This is a genomic window from Microbacterium sp. NPDC055521 (genome assembly GCF_053619695.1).
Genome location: NZ_JBSHJX010000009.1, coordinates 97,476 through 115,384 on the forward strand (window position 1 = coordinate 97,476; position 17,909 = coordinate 115,384).

The 17,909-nt window shown below is 70.0% G+C and carries 21 protein-coding genes; 5 read left to right on the top strand and 16 right to left on the bottom strand.

Annotated features, from left to right (window positions below; all coding sequences use genetic code 11):
- Positions 1–133: 133 nt before the first annotated feature.
- The 8 genes from ACWGSM_RS10290 to ACWGSM_RS10325 form a co-directional block, all read right to left on the bottom strand.
- Complete coding sequence (locus ACWGSM_RS10290; RefSeq protein WP_452322821.1) at positions 134–1,201, bottom strand: ABC transporter permease; 1,068 nt, start codon at positions 1,199–1,201, stop codon at positions 134–136.
- Complete coding sequence (locus tag ACWGSM_RS10295; RefSeq protein WP_452322822.1) at positions 1,198–2,088, bottom strand: ABC transporter ATP-binding protein; 891 nt, start codon at positions 2,086–2,088, stop codon at positions 1,198–1,200. The genes ACWGSM_RS10290 and ACWGSM_RS10295 overlap by 4 nt, the downstream gene beginning before the upstream one ends.
- Positions 2,089–2,197: 109 nt before the next feature.
- Positions 2,198–2,881 carry a response regulator gene (locus tag ACWGSM_RS10300; protein WP_452322823.1) on the bottom strand — a complete coding sequence of 228 codons (684 nt, stop codon included), beginning with the start codon at positions 2,879–2,881 and terminating at the stop codon, positions 2,198–2,200.
- The gene (locus tag ACWGSM_RS10305; protein WP_452322824.1) at positions 2,878–4,182 is read right to left on the bottom strand and encodes a sensor histidine kinase; all 1,305 of its coding nucleotides are present in this window, start codon (positions 4,180–4,182) and stop codon (positions 2,878–2,880) included. The genes ACWGSM_RS10300 and ACWGSM_RS10305 overlap by 4 nt, the downstream gene beginning before the upstream one ends.
- A 74-nt stretch (positions 4,183–4,256) precedes the next feature.
- The gene (locus tag ACWGSM_RS10310; protein ID WP_452322825.1) at positions 4,257–5,042 is read right to left on the bottom strand and encodes an HAD-IIA family hydrolase; all 786 of its coding nucleotides are present in this window, start codon (positions 5,040–5,042) and stop codon (positions 4,257–4,259) included.
- Between the two features lie 26 nt (positions 5,043–5,068).
- Positions 5,069–5,908: a Cof-type HAD-IIB family hydrolase gene (locus ACWGSM_RS10315; RefSeq protein WP_452322826.1), complete on the bottom strand. Its 840-nt coding sequence runs from the start codon at positions 5,906–5,908 to the stop codon at positions 5,069–5,071.
- Complete coding sequence (locus ACWGSM_RS10320; RefSeq protein WP_452322827.1) at positions 5,905–6,750, bottom strand: exodeoxyribonuclease III; 846 nt, start codon at positions 6,748–6,750, stop codon at positions 5,905–5,907. Before ACWGSM_RS10320 ends, ACWGSM_RS10315 begins: the two co-directional genes overlap by 4 nt.
- A gap of 42 nt (positions 6,751–6,792) precedes the next feature.
- Complete coding sequence (locus ACWGSM_RS10325) at positions 6,793–7,329, bottom strand: YbhB/YbcL family Raf kinase inhibitor-like protein (protein WP_452322828.1); 537 nt, start codon at positions 7,327–7,329, stop codon at positions 6,793–6,795.
- Between the two features lie 75 nt (positions 7,330–7,404).
- Between ACWGSM_RS10325 and pyrE the strand changes: the two genes are divergently transcribed.
- Positions 7,405–7,965 carry an orotate phosphoribosyltransferase gene (pyrE, locus tag ACWGSM_RS10330; protein ID WP_452322829.1) on the top strand — a complete coding sequence of 187 codons (561 nt, stop codon included), beginning with the start codon at positions 7,405–7,407 and terminating at the stop codon, positions 7,963–7,965.
- Between the two features lie 113 nt (positions 7,966–8,078).
- On the opposite strand, the gene ACWGSM_RS10335 is transcribed toward pyrE, so the two are convergent.
- Genes ACWGSM_RS10335 through ACWGSM_RS10365 form a run of 7 tightly spaced genes read right to left on the bottom strand, consistent with a single transcriptional unit; the run spans position 8,079 to position 12,379 of the window.
- Entirely contained in the window at positions 8,079–8,648 is a 570-nt protein-coding gene (locus ACWGSM_RS10335) for a YdeI/OmpD-associated family protein (RefSeq protein ID WP_452322830.1), read from the bottom strand.
- Complete coding sequence (locus ACWGSM_RS10340; RefSeq protein ID WP_452322831.1) at positions 8,648–8,809, bottom strand: hypothetical protein; 162 nt, start codon at positions 8,807–8,809, stop codon at positions 8,648–8,650. Before ACWGSM_RS10340 ends, ACWGSM_RS10335 begins: the two co-directional genes overlap by 1 nt.
- A gap of 16 nt (positions 8,810–8,825) precedes the next feature.
- A complete protein-coding gene (locus ACWGSM_RS10345) occupies positions 8,826–9,431 on the bottom strand; it encodes a metal-dependent transcriptional regulator (RefSeq protein ID WP_452322832.1) in 606 nt (201 codons plus the stop codon).
- A gap of 2 nt (positions 9,432–9,433) precedes the next feature.
- Positions 9,434–9,760: a hypothetical protein gene (locus ACWGSM_RS10350; protein ID WP_452322833.1), complete on the bottom strand. Its 327-nt coding sequence runs from the start codon at positions 9,758–9,760 to the stop codon at positions 9,434–9,436.
- A gap of 41 nt (positions 9,761–9,801) precedes the next feature.
- Positions 9,802–10,665 (bottom strand): metal ABC transporter permease, encoded by an 864-nt coding sequence (locus ACWGSM_RS10355; RefSeq protein ID WP_452322834.1) that lies wholly within the window; start codon positions 10,663–10,665, stop codon positions 9,802–9,804.
- Positions 10,662–11,441, bottom strand: a complete 780-nt coding sequence (locus ACWGSM_RS10360; RefSeq protein WP_452322835.1) for a metal ABC transporter ATP-binding protein — start codon at positions 11,439–11,441, stop codon at positions 10,662–10,664. The genes ACWGSM_RS10355 and ACWGSM_RS10360 overlap by 4 nt, the downstream gene beginning before the upstream one ends.
- Positions 11,438–12,379: a metal ABC transporter substrate-binding protein gene (locus ACWGSM_RS10365; protein WP_452322836.1), complete on the bottom strand. Its 942-nt coding sequence runs from the start codon at positions 12,377–12,379 to the stop codon at positions 11,438–11,440. Before ACWGSM_RS10365 ends, ACWGSM_RS10360 begins: the two co-directional genes overlap by 4 nt.
- Positions 12,380–12,485: 106 nt before the next feature.
- Between ACWGSM_RS10365 and ACWGSM_RS10370 the strand changes: the two genes are divergently transcribed.
- The gene (locus ACWGSM_RS10370; RefSeq protein WP_452322837.1) at positions 12,486–13,112 is read left to right on the top strand and encodes a TrmH family RNA methyltransferase; all 627 of its coding nucleotides are present in this window, start codon (positions 12,486–12,488) and stop codon (positions 13,110–13,112) included.
- Between the two features lie 70 nt (positions 13,113–13,182).
- Positions 13,183–14,898: an acyl-CoA dehydrogenase gene (locus ACWGSM_RS10375; protein WP_452322838.1), complete on the top strand. Its 1,716-nt coding sequence runs from the start codon at positions 13,183–13,185 to the stop codon at positions 14,896–14,898.
- Positions 14,899–15,272: 374 nt separating this feature from the next.
- Here the strand turns inward: ACWGSM_RS10375 and ACWGSM_RS10380 are convergent, their stop codons facing one another.
- Complete coding sequence (locus tag ACWGSM_RS10380) at positions 15,273–16,613, bottom strand: MATE family efflux transporter (RefSeq protein WP_452322839.1); 1,341 nt, start codon at positions 16,611–16,613, stop codon at positions 15,273–15,275.
- A gap of 91 nt (positions 16,614–16,704) precedes the next feature.
- Here ACWGSM_RS10380 and ACWGSM_RS10385 point away from each other — a divergent pair, with 91 nt between their 5' ends.
- Both ACWGSM_RS10385 and ACWGSM_RS10390 read left to right on the top strand, forming a co-directional pair.
- Complete coding sequence (locus ACWGSM_RS10385) at positions 16,705–17,310, top strand: hypothetical protein (RefSeq protein ID WP_452322840.1); 606 nt, start codon at positions 16,705–16,707, stop codon at positions 17,308–17,310.
- Complete coding sequence (locus tag ACWGSM_RS10390) at positions 17,307–17,867, top strand: OmpA family protein (RefSeq protein WP_452322841.1); 561 nt, start codon at positions 17,307–17,309, stop codon at positions 17,865–17,867. Before ACWGSM_RS10385 ends, ACWGSM_RS10390 begins: the two co-directional genes overlap by 4 nt.
- Positions 17,868–17,909 lie beyond the last annotated feature (42 nt).

The following is a 17,909-nucleotide window of genomic DNA, read 5'->3' on the forward strand; positions in this document are numbered from 1 at the left end:
GATGAGGCCCTTTCAGTGGGGGAGAACGGATTGCCTGCGGACCTCATCGTCCATCGAGCACAACTCTTGCATGCGAATGCATATTCCACATTCGGAGTCATGGTTTCTCGAGCGGGCCGGCGAAGCCGGCGTGTCAGCCGCGCAGCGCCTCCGCGAGCTTGACCCGCGACCCCATCCGCAGCAGCGAGTTCTCGTAGATCTTCGCCGCGATGACGATCGCCGCGACGCACGACGCGAGGAGGATGACGAGCGACAGCGCTCCCTCCCACCACTGAGCCTCGCCGACGAACATCCGCACCGGCATCGCGACCGGGGCAGAGAACGGCACATACGACATGATCGTCAGCACCAGCGGGTTGTCGTTGAAGAAGATGACGAGGAAGTACGGCGCCATCACGAGCATCATCAGCGGCATGGTCGTCGATCCGATGTCCTCCTGACGCGACACCATCGCCGCCGCCGCCGCGTAGAGCGACGCGAGCAGCACGAAGCCGAACAGGAAGAACACCGCGAACCAGAGGATGGGGGCGCCGATGCCGCTGAGCACGTCCTCCTGCCCGGTCACGATCAGTCCGACGATCGCGATCACGGCCAGCGCGATGATCTGGCCCATCGCCAGCACGGTGTTGCCGAGCACCTTGCCGGCGAGCAGCGCCCGCGTGGGGATCGCTGAGATGAGCAGCTCGACCACGCGGGTCTGCTTCTCCTCCACCACGCTCTGCGCGATCGTGCCGCCGAAGGTCGATGCGGCGATCAGGAACACCAGCCCGAATCCGAGCGCCACCAGGTAGCGCAGCAGCGGGTCGGTGTCGGCCGGCTGCAGCACCTCGACGGTGGGCGACTGCGACAGCATCATCATGAGACCGGACGGTGCGCCGTCCTTCGCGAGCACCACGTACCCGAATCCGGTCGAGTCGCCGGGAACGAGGGCGGCCTTCACCTCGTCGCTCGTGACGAGCTCTTCGGCAGCCGCACGGTCGGGTACCTCGTGTGCCTCGAGCCCGGGCATCCCGTCGATCACGGCAGCGGTCTCGGGTGTGACGGCTATGGCATCGGTGGTCGGGCTCTTGCCCATCACCCCACCGATGAGCACCCCGGCGAGGGCGAGCAGCAGCAGGATCCCGGTGGCGATGACGAATGCGCGGCTGCGCAGCTTCGCCATGATCTCGCGTTCGGCGACGAGCCAGACGGCGCTGTTCATGCGATGACCTCCTTGAAGATCTGGGCGAGGGACGGATGCTGGGGGGCGAAGCTCGACACGGCGCCGCGATCGATGGCCTCGCGCAGCACGCGCTGCGCGGTGTCCGGGGCGTCGACGTCGAACAGCGCGGATCCACCCTCGAAGTCGATCACCGAGATGCCCGGCTCGGTACGCAGCCAGCCGACGTCGCCGCTGGAGTGCAGCTGGTAGCGCAGCGTCGAGTGCGCCGAGCGCAGCTCGTCGCGCGAGCCCGCCGCGCGGATCGTGCCCCCGGCGATGATGATCAGGTCGTCGCACAGCCGCTCTACGACGTCGAGCTGGTGCGACGAGAAGAGGATGGCCGCCCCGGCCGCGGCGCGGCGCTGCAGCACCTCTGCGACCACGTCGACCGCGAGCGGGTCGAGGCCCGAGAACGGCTCGTCGAGGATGAGCACCTGCGGGTCGTGCACGAGCGCCGCGGCGATCTGCGCCCGCTGCTGGTTGCCCAGCGACAGGGCCTCGATCTTCTCGTCGAGCCGTTCACCGAGCCCGAGCTCTTCGAGCAGCGCGGTGCCGCGCGCCGCGGCGTCGGCCTTGCTGAAGCCGTGCAGGCGGCCGAGGTAGACGACTTGCTCGAGCACCTTCATCTTCGGGTACAGCCCGCGCTCCTCCGGCATGTATCCGAAGCCCTGCCGGTCGTCGGCGGTCGCCGGTCGCCCGTCGAGCGTCACGGTGCCGCCGTCGGAGGCGAGAACGCCGAGGATGATGCGCATGGTGGTCGTCTTGCCGGCGCCGTTGCCGCCGACGAAACCGGTCAGTCGCCCGGGGGCGACGTCGAATCGGATGCCGTCGAGCACCTTGCGCGAGCCGTAGCTCTTGGTGATTCCGTCGAGTCTGAGATAGCTCATGACTTCACGCTAGGGAAGGGCGGTGGGGCATGGCATCCCCCCTGCGGCGGATTGCGCAGCTCCGCCTACCGGCCGAGGTGGAGGGCCGCGCGCACGACGAGTCCGGCGCTCACCGGCTGAGCCCGTGGCGGTGAGCCAGCACGATCGCCTGCACGCGGTCGCGGGCGCCGAGCTTCTGCAGCACCCGCGACACGTGGGTCTTCACCGTCGCCTCGCCGATGAACAGCTCGCGAGCGATCTCGGCGTTGCTGCGGGCGTCGGCCATGAGCGCGAGCACCTCCGACTCGCGGTCGGTGAGCGGCTCGGCGAGGACGCTCTGGTTCCCAGAGCCTGCCTGCTGGGTCGTTGAACCCGTCGAAGCGCCGCCCCGCGACATCGAGAACCTCGACAGCACTCGCCGCGTCACCTCAGGCGCGAGGATCCCGTCGCCCGCCGCGAGCGCCCGCACCGCGGTGATCAGCTCCTCAGGCCCGGCGTTCTTCAGCAGAAAGCCCCCGGCCCCGGCATCCAGCGCCTGGAAGAGGTACTCGTCGCGGTCGAAGGTCGTCACGATGGCGATCGACGCGGCGACGGCGGGGTCGGCGACGATGCGCCGGGTCGCCTCGATGCCGTCCATGTCGGGCATCTGCACGTCCATCGTGATGACATCGGGCTGCAGCTCGGTGGCGAACCGCACACCCTCGGCTCCGGTCGTGGCTTCGCCGACGACCTCGATGTCGGGCTGGGTGCTGAGGATCGCGCGGAAGCCCGCACGCAGCATGGCGTGGTCGTCGACGAGCAGCACCCGGATCATCGCGTCACCGCCGGTGCGGTCGACGGCGCGGGTGCGATCGGGTCCGGTCCGATCGGCATGGACGCGATCGGGACAGTCACCCGCACCCGGAAGCCGCCCTGTGGCCGCGGCTGCAGTTCGATATCGCCGCCGGATGCCAACGCGCGTTCGCGCATGCCCAGCTGCCCGAGCCCCGGCCGCAGTACTCCGACCGTGCGACCGGTGTTCACGATCTCGAGCTCGAGGGCGTCAGGCATCCAGCGCAGCCGCACGTCGGCGGCGGCCCCCGCGCCGGCATGGCGGCGGGCGTTGGTCAGCGCCTCCTGCGCGATCCGGTACAGATTCACGCCGACCGTCGACGACACCGGAACGGGGTCGCCGATCTCGGTGTAGGCGGTGGACAGCCCGGCATCCGTCGAGGCCTGCGCCAGCTGCTCGATGTCGGCGATCCCGACCGCCGAGGGCTCGTCGCGGCCGCCGTCGCCCGGGTCGCGAAGCGTCTCGAGCAGCTGCCGGAAGTCGCCGACGGCCTCACGGGAAGCGTCTTCCACGCCGGACAGCATCCGCTTCGCCTCATCGGGGTCGCGGTCGATCACCAGCCGAGCCGCACCCGCTTGCACACCCATCACGGACACGTGGTGCGCGACCACGTCGTGCAGCTCGCGGGCGATGCGCACCCGGTCGAGGGCCACCGCCTGTGCGGCGGTGATCTCCCGCTCGGCCTCGAGCTCGGCGGTGCGCTGCTCGAGTGCGAAGCGCTGTGCGGCGGCATGCCACGAGCGCTCGCCGAAGTAGTAGGCGCCGCCGAAGTAGAGCACGTTGACCAGCAGGTTCAGCATCATGAACGCGACGAACGGCGAGAGCAGACCCGCGGCGACCTCGGCCTTGTCCGCCTCGTCGATCGCGTCGCGGTACATCACGATGATCAGCCAGATGAACATGCCGAGGATGATCGCGGCTCGCACGAAGAACCCGCGGCGGCGGTCGTTCATCCAGGCGCCCACCGTGTACAGCGCGATGAACATGGCGATGTTGGTGGCGTAGATCTCGGGGATGCGCAGGGTGGCGCTGGTGAACATGACCACCGCGATGACGACGGCCACCAGCGCCGGATACCGCCGGCGCACGACGAGGGGGGCCGAGATGCCGACTGCGACGAGCAGGGCCCACCACAGGGGTGCCTGCTCGTCTCGGTAGAGACCGGAGATGCTCGACAGTGCGGCGCTGATGACCGCGCCGACCAGCATGACCACGGCGAGCAGCAGGTCCTGCCGCCGATCGCGGTCGGTCGGGGTGCGGGTGAAGGCGGCGGGCGCGGGCATCTCTCCAACTTACGGACGAGCGGATGCGCGGGCATCCCCCGCAGGACGGACGGGGCGGGCTGAGGCGGAGCGGGTCAGTCGTTGCTGTCGGGAAGCAGATCCGCGACGGACTGCACGATCTCGTCGGGGCGGAATGGGAACCGCTCGATGTCGGACCGGTCGCTGATGCCGGTCATCACCAGCACGGTGTGCAGGCCGGCCTCGATGCCGGCGACGATGTCGGTGTCCATCCGGTCGCCGATCATCCCGGTCGTCTCGGAGTGCGCCCCGATCTTGTTCAGCGCCGAGCGGAACATCATCGGGTTCGGCTTGCCCACCACGTACGGCTCGCGCTCTGTGGCCTTGGTGATCAGCGCCGCGATCGCGCCGGTGGCCGGGAGCGGACCTTCGGCGCTGGGACCTGTGGCGTCGGGGTTGGTGACGATGAAGCGCGCGCCGGCTCCGATGAGCCGGATCGCCTTGGTGATCGCCTCGAACGAGTAGTTGCGGGTCTCGCCGACCACGACGAAGTCCGGCCGCGTCTCGGTCATGATGAAGCCCGCATCGTGCAGAGCGGTGTGCAGGCCGGCCTCGCCGATCACGAAGGCCGAGCCGCCCGGCAGCTGCTGGGCGAGGAAGTCGGCGGTGGCGAGCGCCGAGGTCCAGATCCGCTCCTCGGGCACGTGCAGGCCGCTGGCCCGCAGCCGGGCCGAGAGGTCGCGCGCGGTGAAGATGGAGTTGTTCGTGAGCACCAGGTAGGGGATGCCGTCGCGTTCCCATCCGGCGAGCAGCTCGGCTGCGCCGGGGATCGCGTCGTTCTCGTGCACGAGAACGCCGTCCATGTCGGTGAGCCAGCATTCGATCTCAGAGCGAGCAGCCATGGCCTCAGGCTATCGGCAGGGGCGGCTCAGCGGTGCAGCATCCGCTCGATCACGCGCGCGACGCCGTGGTCGGCGTTCGCTGCGGTGACCTCGTCGGCGGCATCCCGCACGACGTCGATCGCGTTGCCCATCGCGACGCCGTGCCCCGCCCACTGCAGCATCTCGAGGTCGTTGAGTGCATCGCCGAATGCCAGCACCTCGTGCGCATCGATGCCGAGCCGCTCGCACACCTGAGCGAGCCCGGTCGCCTTGGTCACGCCCTGCGCCATCACCTCGACGAACGGTGGACCCGACAGGGTCGCCGCGAAGCCTGTCAGTCCGAGGGCGTTCAGCGCCTCGAAGATCTCATCGATCGGCACGGATGCGTGCCGGATCACGAGTTTGAGGCTGGGCGAGCCGACCACCTCGTCGAGCGCGACGCCGCCCATCGCCTCCGGGTCGCGCTTGTGGTCGCTCAGCTGGGCGAGCGCGGCGTACCCGTGCTGGGCGACGAACCCCTCGCCGGCGTCGCGCACGCTCGCGAAGACGAGATCCGGGATGCTCTTCAGCAGCGCCCGAGCCAGCTCACCCTGCACGTCAGAGGGGATCTCCTCGGCGAACAGGTGCTCCCGCGTCGACAGGTGCAGCCCGTAGGCGCCGTTGCCGCACAGCGCCCACGAGTCGAAGCCCGCCTGCTCGGCGATCGGCCGCAGCCCGATGGGCTGGCGTGCGGTGACGGGGATCGTCTCGATCCCGGCACCCCGAGCGGCGTCGAGCGCCGCCCGCGTGCGCGGCGAGACCCTGCCCGACTCGTCGAGCAGGGTGCCGTCGAGATCGGTTGCGATCAGCCGGATGCCCGTGAGAGGCGCCTGAGGACGAAGGCTCACGCGAAGATCATCGGCATGTCGCCGTCGTCGTCACCGCCGCCGAAGTCGAGGTCGACGACGACGGGCACGTGGTCGCTGGGCTGCTCGCCCTTGCGCTCGTTGCGGTGGATCGACGCGCCGGTGACGGCATCGGCGAAGGGCTTCGAGCCGAGCACGAAGTCGATGCGGATGCCCTCGTTGCGGGGGAACTTGAGCCGCTGGTAGTCCCAATAGGTGAACCCCTCGGGGATCAGCGGGCGCACGACATCGGTGACGCCCGCCGACTCGAGAGCGAAGAACGCCTCGCGCTCGGGCGGCGACACGTGCGTCGAGAAGCCCTGCACGATCGCCGGATCGCCGTTGTCGTGGTCGAACGGGATGATGTTGAAGTCGCCGACCAGAGCGAGCGGCAGGTTCGGGTCGGCGGCGAGCTCGGCGGCGGTCGCGGTGCGCAGCGCCTCGAGCCAGTGCAGCTTGTAGTGGTAGTGCTCGTCGTTCAGCGAGCGGCCGTTGGGCACGTACAGGCTCCACACCCGAACGCCGTCGACCATCACACCCAGAGCACGGGCCTCGAGCGGGGCATCCGGGCCCTCGTGCCCTTTCGCGAATCCGGGCTGCCCGGCGAACGACGTGCGCACGTCGGTCATCGGCAGACGACTCGCGATCGCGACGCCGTTCCACTGGTTGAACCCGTGCACCTCGACCTGGTAGCCGGCCTCTTCGAACGGCTCGTACGGGAACTGCTCGGGCTTGCACTTGATCTCCTGGAACGCGAGCACGTCGACGTCCTCACGGACGGCGAAGTCGACGGCGCGCGCGACGCGGGTGCGGATCGAGTTGATGTTCCAGGTGGCCAGACGCATGCATCCAGCCTATTCGGGGCGGCGGCCGGGCGCCGTCGCCGGCTACCGCTCCGCGGGGTCTCCCGTGCCGATCAGCACGCCGCGGGCGAGCGTGTGGAAGTGCCGGTTGAAGCCGAGCACCGCCGGCGTCGAGCCGGGTTCGAGATCGAGATGGTCGACGTCGAGCGCGTCGACGACGAAGAAGTAGCGGTGGATGCCCGTTCCCGCCGGGGGAGCGGCGCCGATGAAGCGCTCCGTGCGGGCCTCGTTCGGCAGCACGATCGCGCCGGCGGGAAGCTCCGCCGCGGTGCCGTCGCCGCTGTCGAGGCGGCGCACGTCGGGCGGGAGGTTGTAGGCGGCCCAGTGCCAGAAGCCCGACCCGGTGGGAGCGTCGGGGTCGAAGCACGAGACGGCGAAGCTGAGGGTGCCGGCGGGTGGGTCGGACCACTCCAGGATGGGGTGGCGGTCTTCTCCCGCCCGATCCGACGACCAGGCGAAGCCGGGAAGCGGCCCGCCTGCGGTGAAGTCGGGGCTGGTCAGCTCGAGCGGTGCGACCGGTCGCAGCTGGGCGAGTTCGGCATAGGGATCGTACGAGAACATGGTGACCTCCGCGTCCCACGGTAGGGCAGGAGAGAGGCGCGGGCCAGGCGGCGGGCGGTGAATACACTGGATGCCGTGACCCACCTCGCCGAAGACCGCCAGGCCCTGCTCGATCTCATCAAGGATGAGGCGGTGTTCCACGGAGATTTCACGCTCTCGAGCGGCAAGAAGGCGACGTACTACGTCGACATGCGCAAGCTGACCCTCGACCACCGGGCCGCCCCTGCGATCGGGCGCATCATGCTCGACCTGATCAAGGACCACGACATCGCGGCGGTCGGCGGGTTGACGCTGGGTGCCGACCCCATCGCGAACTCGGTCATGCACGCGTCGGTCGGCACTGATCGCCCGCTTGACGCCTTCGTCGTGCGCAAGGAGCCGAAGGACCACGGCCGCGGCCGCCAGGTCGAGGGCGCCGACATCTCGGGCAAGCGCGTCATCGTGCTGGAAGACACCTCGACCACCGGCCAGTCGGCGCTGAAGGCCGTGGAGGTGCTGCGTCGCGAGGGCGCCGAGGTGCTCGCCGTCGCCGTGATCGTCGACCGCAGGACCGGCGCTCAGGCCGCGATCGAGGCCGAAGGCCTGCAGTGGCTCGCCGCGTACGACCTCGATGACCTGGGCCTCGGCGCGCAGTAGCCCGCGTCCCGCGTGGCATTCCGGGGCCCGACACTCCAGATGTCGGGCGCTTTCGCAGGATCCGGCCGACATCTGGAGTGTCGGCCCCCGATTCGTAACCGGTGGAGACGCCGTCAGGGGCGGGTGCCGAGCGCCGCGTCGGCGACGAGCTTCGCGATGCGGGATGCCCGGGTCTCGGCGCGCTTCGCCATGGCGATGTTCGTGAGGCCGAGCTTCTTCGCCGACGGTGGGAAGGCGTCCCAGTTCTCGCGCGCGGCGGGAACGGCATCCAGGGCGGCGGCGAAGTCGTCGGGCTCGATGCCGGCCTCAGGGCCGTCGAGCGCGCTCCACGATCCGTCGGCCCTCGCGGCCTCGATCACGCGGATGCCCGCCGGGGCGAGCATCCCGGCGCTCTCGAGCTCCGCGATGCGTGCCTTGTTCGTGGCCGCCCATCCGCTGCCGCGGCGGCGCGGTGAGAACCACTGCCCGACGCTGCCGTCGTCGAACGTGCGCACGGGCCCGTCGATCCAGCCGAAGCAGAGCGCCTGGCGCACGGCGTCCTCGTACGAGATGCCGTCCTGCGCTGCGCGGCGCACGTGCAGCAGCCATACGCCGCCGGCTCTGGTGTGGTTGTTCTCGAGCCAGGCGCGCCAGGTCGCGGCATCCGGTGCCGAGATGCGCTCGCCGTCGTCGAGCGCGCCCATCAGCCCTGCCGGCGGGGGCGGTCGTCGTCGTGCCAGGGGCCCTCGTACCACTCGCCGCGGTTGTCTCTCTTGCGCGGCTTGAGCAGCTGGATCGTGAAGAGCGTCAACGAGGCGAGCCCGATGCTGATCAGCACCAGGAACAGCATGTCGCTCTGGTTCATCTCGATACCTCCGTGGTCAGCCTAGGCTGAGCCAGACCGCGTCCGCCGCCCCATCGGGCAGATCGGCCGGCGCGGTGATCTCGACGCCGACGCTCACGCCCGCGTCCTCCAGTCGCTGCAGCAGCTCGGGGTCGCGATCGCTCACACGCAGCACGCGGCCGACGTGCCCGGGGGGTGCGTCGCCGAGCAGCACGAACGGCTCGCGCACGACGTCGCCGTTCGCGTCGGGGATCGCGTCGCCGTGCGGGTCGAAGCGCGGGCGTCCGAGGCGCTCGTCGACGGCATCCAGCAGCCGGTCGCTGATCGTGTGCTCGAGCACCTCGGCCTCGTCGTGCACCTCGTGCCATGCATAGCCGAACTCGCTCACCAGCCACGTCTCGATCAGCCGGTGCCGGCGCAGCATCTGCAGGGCGCGCTCGCGGCCGGCATCCGTCAGCTTCACCGCGCCGTACGGCACGTGCGAGACGAGGCCGGCTGCGGCGAGCTTCTTCACCATCTCGGTGACGCTCGACGGGGCGATGCCGAGGGCCCCTGCGAGCTGTGACGGGGTGATCGGCGCATCCTGCCACTCGGTGTGCGCGTAGACCGTCTTGAGGTAGTCGTCGAAGGCGGGGGATGCCATGCTCAGCCGCCCAACGAGATCAGCACGTTGAATGCCGCGTTGCCGGCGAAGAAGAGGATCGCGAACCCTGCGAGCGCGGCGAGCAGCGACACCCGCCCGTCGTAGTCGTTCACACCGCGGGTGCCGATCGCACGGGCCCGGAAGGCGAGGAACAGGGTCAGTGCGCCGAGCGCCAGCTGCACCCACGGGCCGCCGGCCGGAAGCAGATCCGGCAGGGCGACGAGCAGCACGCCCAGAGCTCCCGCCGCCAGTGCGAACCAGGTGCTGAGCCGCATCGCCCGGCGCGCCTCGGAGTCGTCGCGGTGCTTCTTGGCGGGGGAGGAGGGCATGGCTTCGAGCCTACTGGGGGCTCCTGTGGCCACCGAGGACCTCACACACGCACCCTCGCCGGGCGTGCGCGCATCAGCTTCGGCAGCACGCCCTGGCGCGGGCTGAACAGGTAGACCAGCGCGAACACGGTGCCCTGCACAACCACCACCAGACCGCCCGAAGCGGCATCCACCCAATAGCTCAGATAGATGCCCGCGACAGACGAGGCCGCCGAGATCACGGGGGCGATCATGAGCATCGTGGTGAAGCGGTCGGTGAGCAGGTACGCCGTCGCGCCCGGGATGATCAGCATCGCCACCACGAGGATCACCCCCACCACCTGCAGGGCGACCACCGCAGTCAGCGCGAGCAGGCCCAGCAGCAGGGCGCCCAGCAAGCGGGGCGAGAGCCCGATCGCGAATGCGTGCGCGGGGTCGAAGGCGTACAGGGTGAGGTCGCGCCTCTTCACCAGCAGGATCACGAGCGTGATGGCGGCGAGCACCGCTATCTGCGCGAGATCGCCAGCCGAGACACCGAGGATGTTGCCGAACACGATGTGGTTCAGATCGGTCTGGCTGGGGGTGACCGAGATCAGCACCAGGCCGAGCGCGAACAGTGTGGTGAAGACGATGCCGATGGCGGCGTCCTCCTTGACTCGGCTGGTGCCGCGGAGCAGCCCGATCAGCCCCACCGCGACGAAGCCGAACACCAGGGCGCCTACGGCGAACGGCGCGCCGAGCACGTATGCGAGCACGACGCCAGGAAGCACGGCATGGGAGACGGCGTCGCCCATCAGCGACCAGCCGATCAGCACGAGCCAGCATGACAGCAGCGCGCACACCACGGCGGCGATGGTCGTGGTGACCAGAGCGCGGATCATGAACTCGTACTGCAGCGGTTCGAGGATCAGGTCGAAGAGGTTCATGCGCCGTCCCTTCCCAGCACATCCAGACCGAAGGCGCGCGCGAGCACATCCGGCTGGAGCACGTCGTCGACGGCGCCGTGGAACACCAGCCGTCGCAGCAGCAGCGCTGCCGAGTCGGCCAGCGAGGGGAGCGCGTGCAGGTCGTGGGTCGACACGAGCACGGTACGGCCTTCGGCGGCGGCGTCGCGCAGCAGTCGCACGATCATGGCCTCGGAGCGCTTGTCGACGCCGGCGAACGGTTCGTCCAGCAGCAGGATCCGTGCGTCCTGGGCGAGTCCCCGCGCGACGAAGGCGCGCTTGCGCTGTCCGCCCGAGAGCCGGCCGATCTGACGATCGGCGAGGTTGCTCAGCTCGACGCGCTCGAGAGCTGCGTCGACCGCCTCATGATCGGTGCGCCGCGGGCGCCGTGTGAGACCGAGGTGACCGAACCGGCCCATCATCACCACGTCGCGCACCGAGATCGGAAACGCCCAATCGACTTCCTCGCTCTGAGGCATGTAGGCGATGAGGCGGCGGCGACGCGCCTCGGCAGGCTTCATCCCGGCCACGGAGACCGTCCCGTGTGCGGGTCGCAGCACGCCGGTGAGGCTCTTGAACAGCGTGGACTTGCCTGAGCCGTTCATGCCGACCAGGCCGGTCACCGTGCCGGTGGGAATGCGCAGCGACACGTCGTCGAGGGCGAGCACCTCGCCGTAGCGCACGGTGACGTGCGCCGCCTCGATCGCGGGTGCGCCGGATCCGGCGTCTGGGGCGGGGCGGGGGTGCGGCTCGGTCATGATGCTCGTGCGCCGGTGAGCGCCGCCGCGATGCGGTCGGCGTCGTAGCCGAGCAGGTCGAGGTAGGTGGGGACCGGGCCGTCGGCTGCCGAGAGCGAGTCGACGTAGAGCACGCCGCCGAACTTGGCATCCGTGGCCTCGACCACGCGCTGCATGGGCTTGTCCGACACGGTCGACTCGCAGAAGACGGCCGGTACGTCGTTGTCGCGCACGAACTCGATGGCCGCGGCGATCTGCTGGGGCGTGGCTTGCTGTTCGGCGTTGACGGGCCAGATGTACGCCTCGGTGAGCCCTGCGTCTCGGGCGAAGTACGAGAAGGCTCCCTCGCAGGTGACCAGTGCACGCTGCTGCTCGGGGATGCCGGCGAGCTCCGCGACCAGGTCATCCTGCACCTGCTGCAGCTTCGCCTTGTACGTCTCGCCGTTGGCGGCGAAGTCGTCGGCATGCGCGGGTTCGAGCTCGCTGAAGGCGGCGACCATGTTGTCGACATAGATCTGCGCGTTGACCGGGCTCATCCACGCGTGCGGATTCGGCTTGCCGGCGAACGCGTCCGCGGTGATGTCGATGGGGTCGACGCCTTCCGAGACGACGACATGCGGCACGTCGACCGAATCGACGAACTGCTCGAACCACGCTTCGAGGCCCAGGCCGTTGTCGAGGATCAGGTCGGCGCCGGACGCCTGCGCGATGTCGCGCGGCGTCGGCTCGTACCCGTGGATCTCGGCGCCGGCCTTGGTTATGGACGCGACGTGCAGGTGCTCGCCGGCGACGTTCTGAGCGATGTCGGCCAGCACGGTGAAGGTGGTGAGCACAATCGGCCGATCGGGGTCGGAACCATTCTGGCGGCGGCCGGATTCGTCCGTACAGCCGGCGAGGGTGAAGACGAGGCAGGCGACCGCTGCGAAAGCGATGACCGAGCGCGACGAATTTTTAGGCATGCCGAAAACGTACCCTATTTTCGGCGTGCCGAAAGATCCGGCGTCCGGGTCGGGTTCGGCGTCACCTTCGTCCTCGGAGGGCAGTGGTGTGCTCGAAGATGGAGGGGTGACCGACGAGACACCCGAGCGCAGCACCCATGGGGTGGGCCCATACCCCGGCGGCCCCGAAGAGTGGCCTTCCGGCGATCACTACGATCCCGAGCTGCTCGCGCACGGCGACACCCGCAACGTCATCGACCGGTACCGGTACTGGCGGATGGATGCCATCGTCGCCGACCTCGACTCGCAGCGGCATTCGTTCCACGTGGCGATCGAGAACTGGCAGCACGACATGAACATCGGCTCGATCGTGCGCAGCGCCAATGCGTTCCTCGCCGACACGGTGCACATCATCGGGCGACGCCGCTGGAACAAGCGCGGCGCGATGGTCACTGACCGGTATCAGCACGTCGTGCACCATCCCGACGTCGAGTCGTTCACCGCGTGGGCGGCGGGGGAGGGCATCCCGATCATCGCCGTCGACAACGTCGGCGAGGCGGTGCCGGTCGACCGTGCCGATCTGCCCGAGCGCTGCGTGCTGCTGTTCGGTCAGGAGGGGCCGGGTCTGTCGGGCGAGGCGCTCGCCGCGGCGTCCGGGCACATCGAGATCACGCAGTACGGGTCCACCCGCTCGATCAACGCGAGCGCTGCGGCGGCCGTGGTGATGTACGAGTGGTGTCGCCGGTACGCCTGAGTGCGTCACCTTCCCTTGAGACGCAGTCTCGCGTAAAGTGGGCCTGAGTCTCACGCGAATGGAGTGCACCATGGCATCCGACTACGTCCCCCCGGTCGACGATTACCGCTTCCTCTTCGGCGAGGCGTTCGGCCTCGACCTTCCCGCCCGGGCGACCGGCGGTGCGTTCAGCGCCGAAGACGCGACCGAGATCGTCGCGGGTGCCGGCGAGTTCGCGGCATCCGTTCTGGCGCCGCTCCAGACGAGCGGCGACCGAGAGGGCGCCCGCATCGAAGACGGGCAGGTGCGCCTGCCCGCCGGGTTCGCTGAGGCGTACCAGGCGTTCGTCGAGGCCGGCTGGGTCAGCGCCGAGGCGCCCGAGTCGGCGGGCGGCGACGGGCTGCCCGGCTCGATCCGCGCGGGCCTCGGCGAGATCTGGAACGCCTCCAACGCGGCGTTCGCGCTGTGCTGGCTGCTGACGGCGGGGCAGATCCACGCGCTGGATGCGGCGGCATCCGACGAGATCCGCGAGACGTATCTGACCAAGCTCGTCTCGGGCGAGTGGACCGGCACGATGAACCTCACCGAGTCCGACGCCGGCACCGACCTCGGCGCGATCCGCACGATCGCGACCCCGCGCGGCGACGGGTCGTGGGGCGTCAGCGGCCAGAAGATCTTCATCACGTGGGGTGACCACGATGTGGCCGAGAACATCGTGCACCTCGTGCTCGCGCGCACACCCGATGCTCCGGCCGGGGCCAGGGGCCTGTCGTTGTTCGTCGTGCCGAAGTTCCTGCCCGACGCATCCGGAGCGCCGGGCGAGCGCAACGCCGTCACCACGGTGGCGCTCGAGCACAAGCTCGGCATCCACGGCAGCCCCACCTGCGTGCTCGCGTACGAGGATGCGACCGGATACCTCGTCGGCGAGGTCGGCGGCGGGCTCGCGGGCATGTTCGTGATGATGAACTCCGCGCGCGCGGGCATGGGTTTCCAGGCGACCGGCATCTCCGACCGCGCGTACCAGCAGGCCGTGGCGTATGCCGCCGGTCGGCTGCAGGGAGCGGTGCTCGACCGACCGGCCGGCACGCCGATCGCCGAGCATCCCGATGTGCGCCGTCTGCTGCTGTCGATGCAGAGCCGGCTGTTCGCGATGCGCGCGCTGGGCGTCTACGTCGGCGACCTGTTCGACCGGGCGGCGACCGACGGCACCGGAGCGCTCGCGGAGTTCTTCGTTCCGATCCTCAAGGGCTGGGCGACGGAGGACGCCGTCGCGCTGACGAGCGATGCGATCCAGGTGCACGGCGGCATGGGCTTCATCGAGGAGACCGGTGTCGCGCAGCACTATCGGGATGCCCGGATCATGCCGATCTACGAGGGCACCACGGCGATCCAGTCGAACGACCTCATCGGCCGCAAGGTGATCCGCGACGGCGGCGCGACGACCGAGGCGCTGTTCTCTCTCATCGGTGAGAACGTCGAGACGCTGCGGGGGCTGGAGCACGAGGTTGCCGTGCGCACGGCCGATCGCCTCGAGCGGGCGGTCGACGCGGCTCGCCGCGCCACGGCGTCGCTGCTCGGCTTCGGCATGACGCGCGACGCGTACGGCGTCAGCGTGCCGTACCTGATGCTGCTCGGAACCCTCGCCGGCGGCTGGATGCACGGCCTGGCGGTCGCTGCCGTGCTGGCGCACGCGACTCCGGATGCCGCGGATGCCGCGCGCCTGATCTCGGCCGACTTCTACGGCGCCCACCACCTGCCGCGCGTGCACATGCTCGCCGAGACGGTCGCGGCGGGCGAGGTCGCCTGACCTCTTCTCGCGCAGCATCCGATCGACCGCGCGGGGCCCGTGCCGTGCCGTGGCCGTGGCGGGGAGCCTGTGCGGGCGCGCCGGGCGGGGCAGTGCCGTGCCGGGGAGCCGGTGCGCCGTGCGGTGCAGTGCCGTGCCGGGGAGCCGGATGTCGGTCATTCGGGCCGGAGAACCGGCATTCGGCTCCCCGCGTCCGCGGAGGCACTGACCGAACCGCTCGTGCCGTGCGGTGCAGTGCCGTGCCGTGCCGGGGAGCCGGATGTCGGTCATCCAGGCCCGAGAACCGGCATTGGGCTCCCTCCGTCGGGCGCTCTTGCCGCAGCGCTCGCGGCCGTGCCTGCGAACCTCGCCCCTGAACGTCCCCGCCTGGGCGCTCAGGCGCCGACCTTCGTCCACGCGTCGGTGCGCACCCGCCAGCCGAGGGTGCCGAGACGCGCGAGCAGGTACACGCCGAAGAACGCGACGGCGAGCCAGACGAGTCCGGCGGCGCCGGCGACACCGGTGGCGGCGACGATCCACAGCGCAGGCAGGAAGGGCACGAGGTTCAGCAGCCCGGCGATGGCGAGGTAGCGCGCGTCGTTGGCTCCCATCAGCACACCGTCGAGCACGAAGACCACTCCGGCGACCGGCTGCGCGACCGCGAGCACGAGGAACGCGGGCTGCACGAGCGCACCGATCTCGGCATCCCCCGTGAAAACGACGCCCATCACGCTCGACAGGGCGGCGATGGCGGCGCCGACGATCACTCCGAACCAGGCTCCCCACGCCACCGTTCGGCGCAGCACGCGGTGCACCTGCGCGAGATCGCCCGAGCCGAGGCTCCTGCCGATCATCGCCTGCGCGGCGATCGCGAGGGCGTCGAGCGCGAAGGCGGCTGTCGAGAAGATCGTGAAGGCGATCTGCCAGCCCGCGAGCTCCTGCGTGCCGATGCCGGTGGCGACGCCGACCGTCGCGAGCAGGGCGACGCGCAGGCTGACGGTGCGCAGGAACAGCCATCCGCCCGAGCGGGCCGTGCCCCGGATGCCGCTGCGCTGAGCCTTCATCGACGCGCCGTGTCTGAGGGCGAGACGGCGGATGACGACCACGTACGCCGAGACCATTCCCCACTGCGCGGCGACCGTGCCGAACGCAGAGCCGGCGATGCCCCAGCCGAGTCCGTAGATGAAGAGCCAGTTGAGCAGGGCGTTGGCGCCGAAGCCGAGTCCGGCGATCCACAGCGGAGTCATGGTGTCTTGCATCCCGCGCAGCAGCCCGGTGGCGGCGAACACGATGAGCATGGCGGGCAGACCCCACATCGAGATGGTGAGATACGTCTGCGCCTCGGCGGAGACGGCGGCGGATGCCCCGAACGCGGCGACCAGTGCCGGGCTGGCGAGGGCTCCGGCCACGGCGAGCACGGCGCCCAGGCCCAGGGCGAGCCACATGCCGTCGATGCCGACCGAGACGGCGTCGCCGGGCTTGCCGGCGCCGAACCGGCGGGCGACGGCGGGGGTGGTCGAGTAGGCGAGGAAGATCATCAGGCCGACGATCGTCTGCAGCACCGCGCTGGCGATGCCGAGGCCCGCGAGCGGTGCGGTGCCGAGGTGGCCGACCATCACCGAGTCGAGGATGAGGAAGGCGGGCTCGGCCACGAGGGCGCCGAGGGCGGGCACGGCGAGTCGCAGGATCTCGCGGTTCAGCGACAGCGCGGGGGAGGGGGACGCGGTGGATGCCACCTCACGAGCCTAGGCGGTGGGGCCGACAGGGCTGTCTCGGTGCCGCGTGGTCTCCGACGTCTAGGCTGGTGACTTTGAGGAAGGACACCACATGACGTCTGCATTTGCATTCCGCACACTCGTGCCCGTGGCCGCAGCGATCCTGCTCCTGACGGGATGCAGCGCCGAGCCGACGGACGCGAGAGGCAAGCAGCCCGCCGCCAGCACCGCCGCTCAAGATTCCTCATCCGACGCCGCGGGCGCTGCGTCGGGATCAGACGCCGTGTTGGCGGAGGGCACCACCGACCTCGGTGAGAAGGGTGTGATCACCTCGGTGGTCCGCTCGATCACCGCCGATGAGAAGGTGATGCACCTGAGGTACGCGCTCACGCGCGACGGTGGTGACGAGCCCGAGAGCTTCTTCAGTCTCGGCATCGGCCACGCGCCCACGGTGACGGACCTGGCGAACCTCAAGGCCTATCGGCCGTTCTGCGCGGAGGGGAGCTGGACCGGGGATGACAAGCAGATGTGCACGTACACCGTGCTCGGCTCGGTGCCGCATCACGCGAACACCGACCTCGCGCCGGACGCCACGATGGAGGTCGGCGTGCTGCTGCCTGCGCCCGAGGGCCAGCCCGAGACGGTCGACGTCATCCTCGGCGATGGCCTGCCCGGCTTCTCGGCGATCCCCGTCACCTACGTCGACGACGCGCGATGACGCGCATCGTCGCCATCGCGCTGGCAGCGGTCCTTGGAGCGCTCGTCGCGACGTCGGCTCATGCCGACACGGATGAAGACACCTACATCGACGCCGAGATCACGCAGGCCATGATCGAGGCATCGACGATCGATCTCGATGCGCGCGCCGCGACGGTCGATCTCGACGCGAGCGGAAGCAGGATCGAGCTCGAGCAGACGATCGAGGAGCGCGAGCACCGCACCGTGCGCCTGACATCTGACCTGCTGTTCGCGTTCGATTCCGCCGATCTCACCGAGGCCGCGCGCGGTGCGGTCGCCGACCTCGCGGCCGGTATCCCCGACGGGGCGGCCGTCACGGTCGACGGACACACCGATTCGATCGGCGACGGCTCCTACAACGACGGCCTGTCGCGTCGGCGGGCCGACGCCGTCGCCGCGGTGCTGGCGGAGACGCGACCGGGTCTCGGACTCACCGTCACGGGGCATGGCGAGCGGCAGCTGCTCGTCAAGGAAGGCGAGGGTGACCAGGCGCCGAACCGCCGCGTCGAGGTCGGCTTCGATTCACCCCGAGGCTGATGTCTCGGCGGCGACCGCAGCAGAGGGCGACGGCGCTCGACG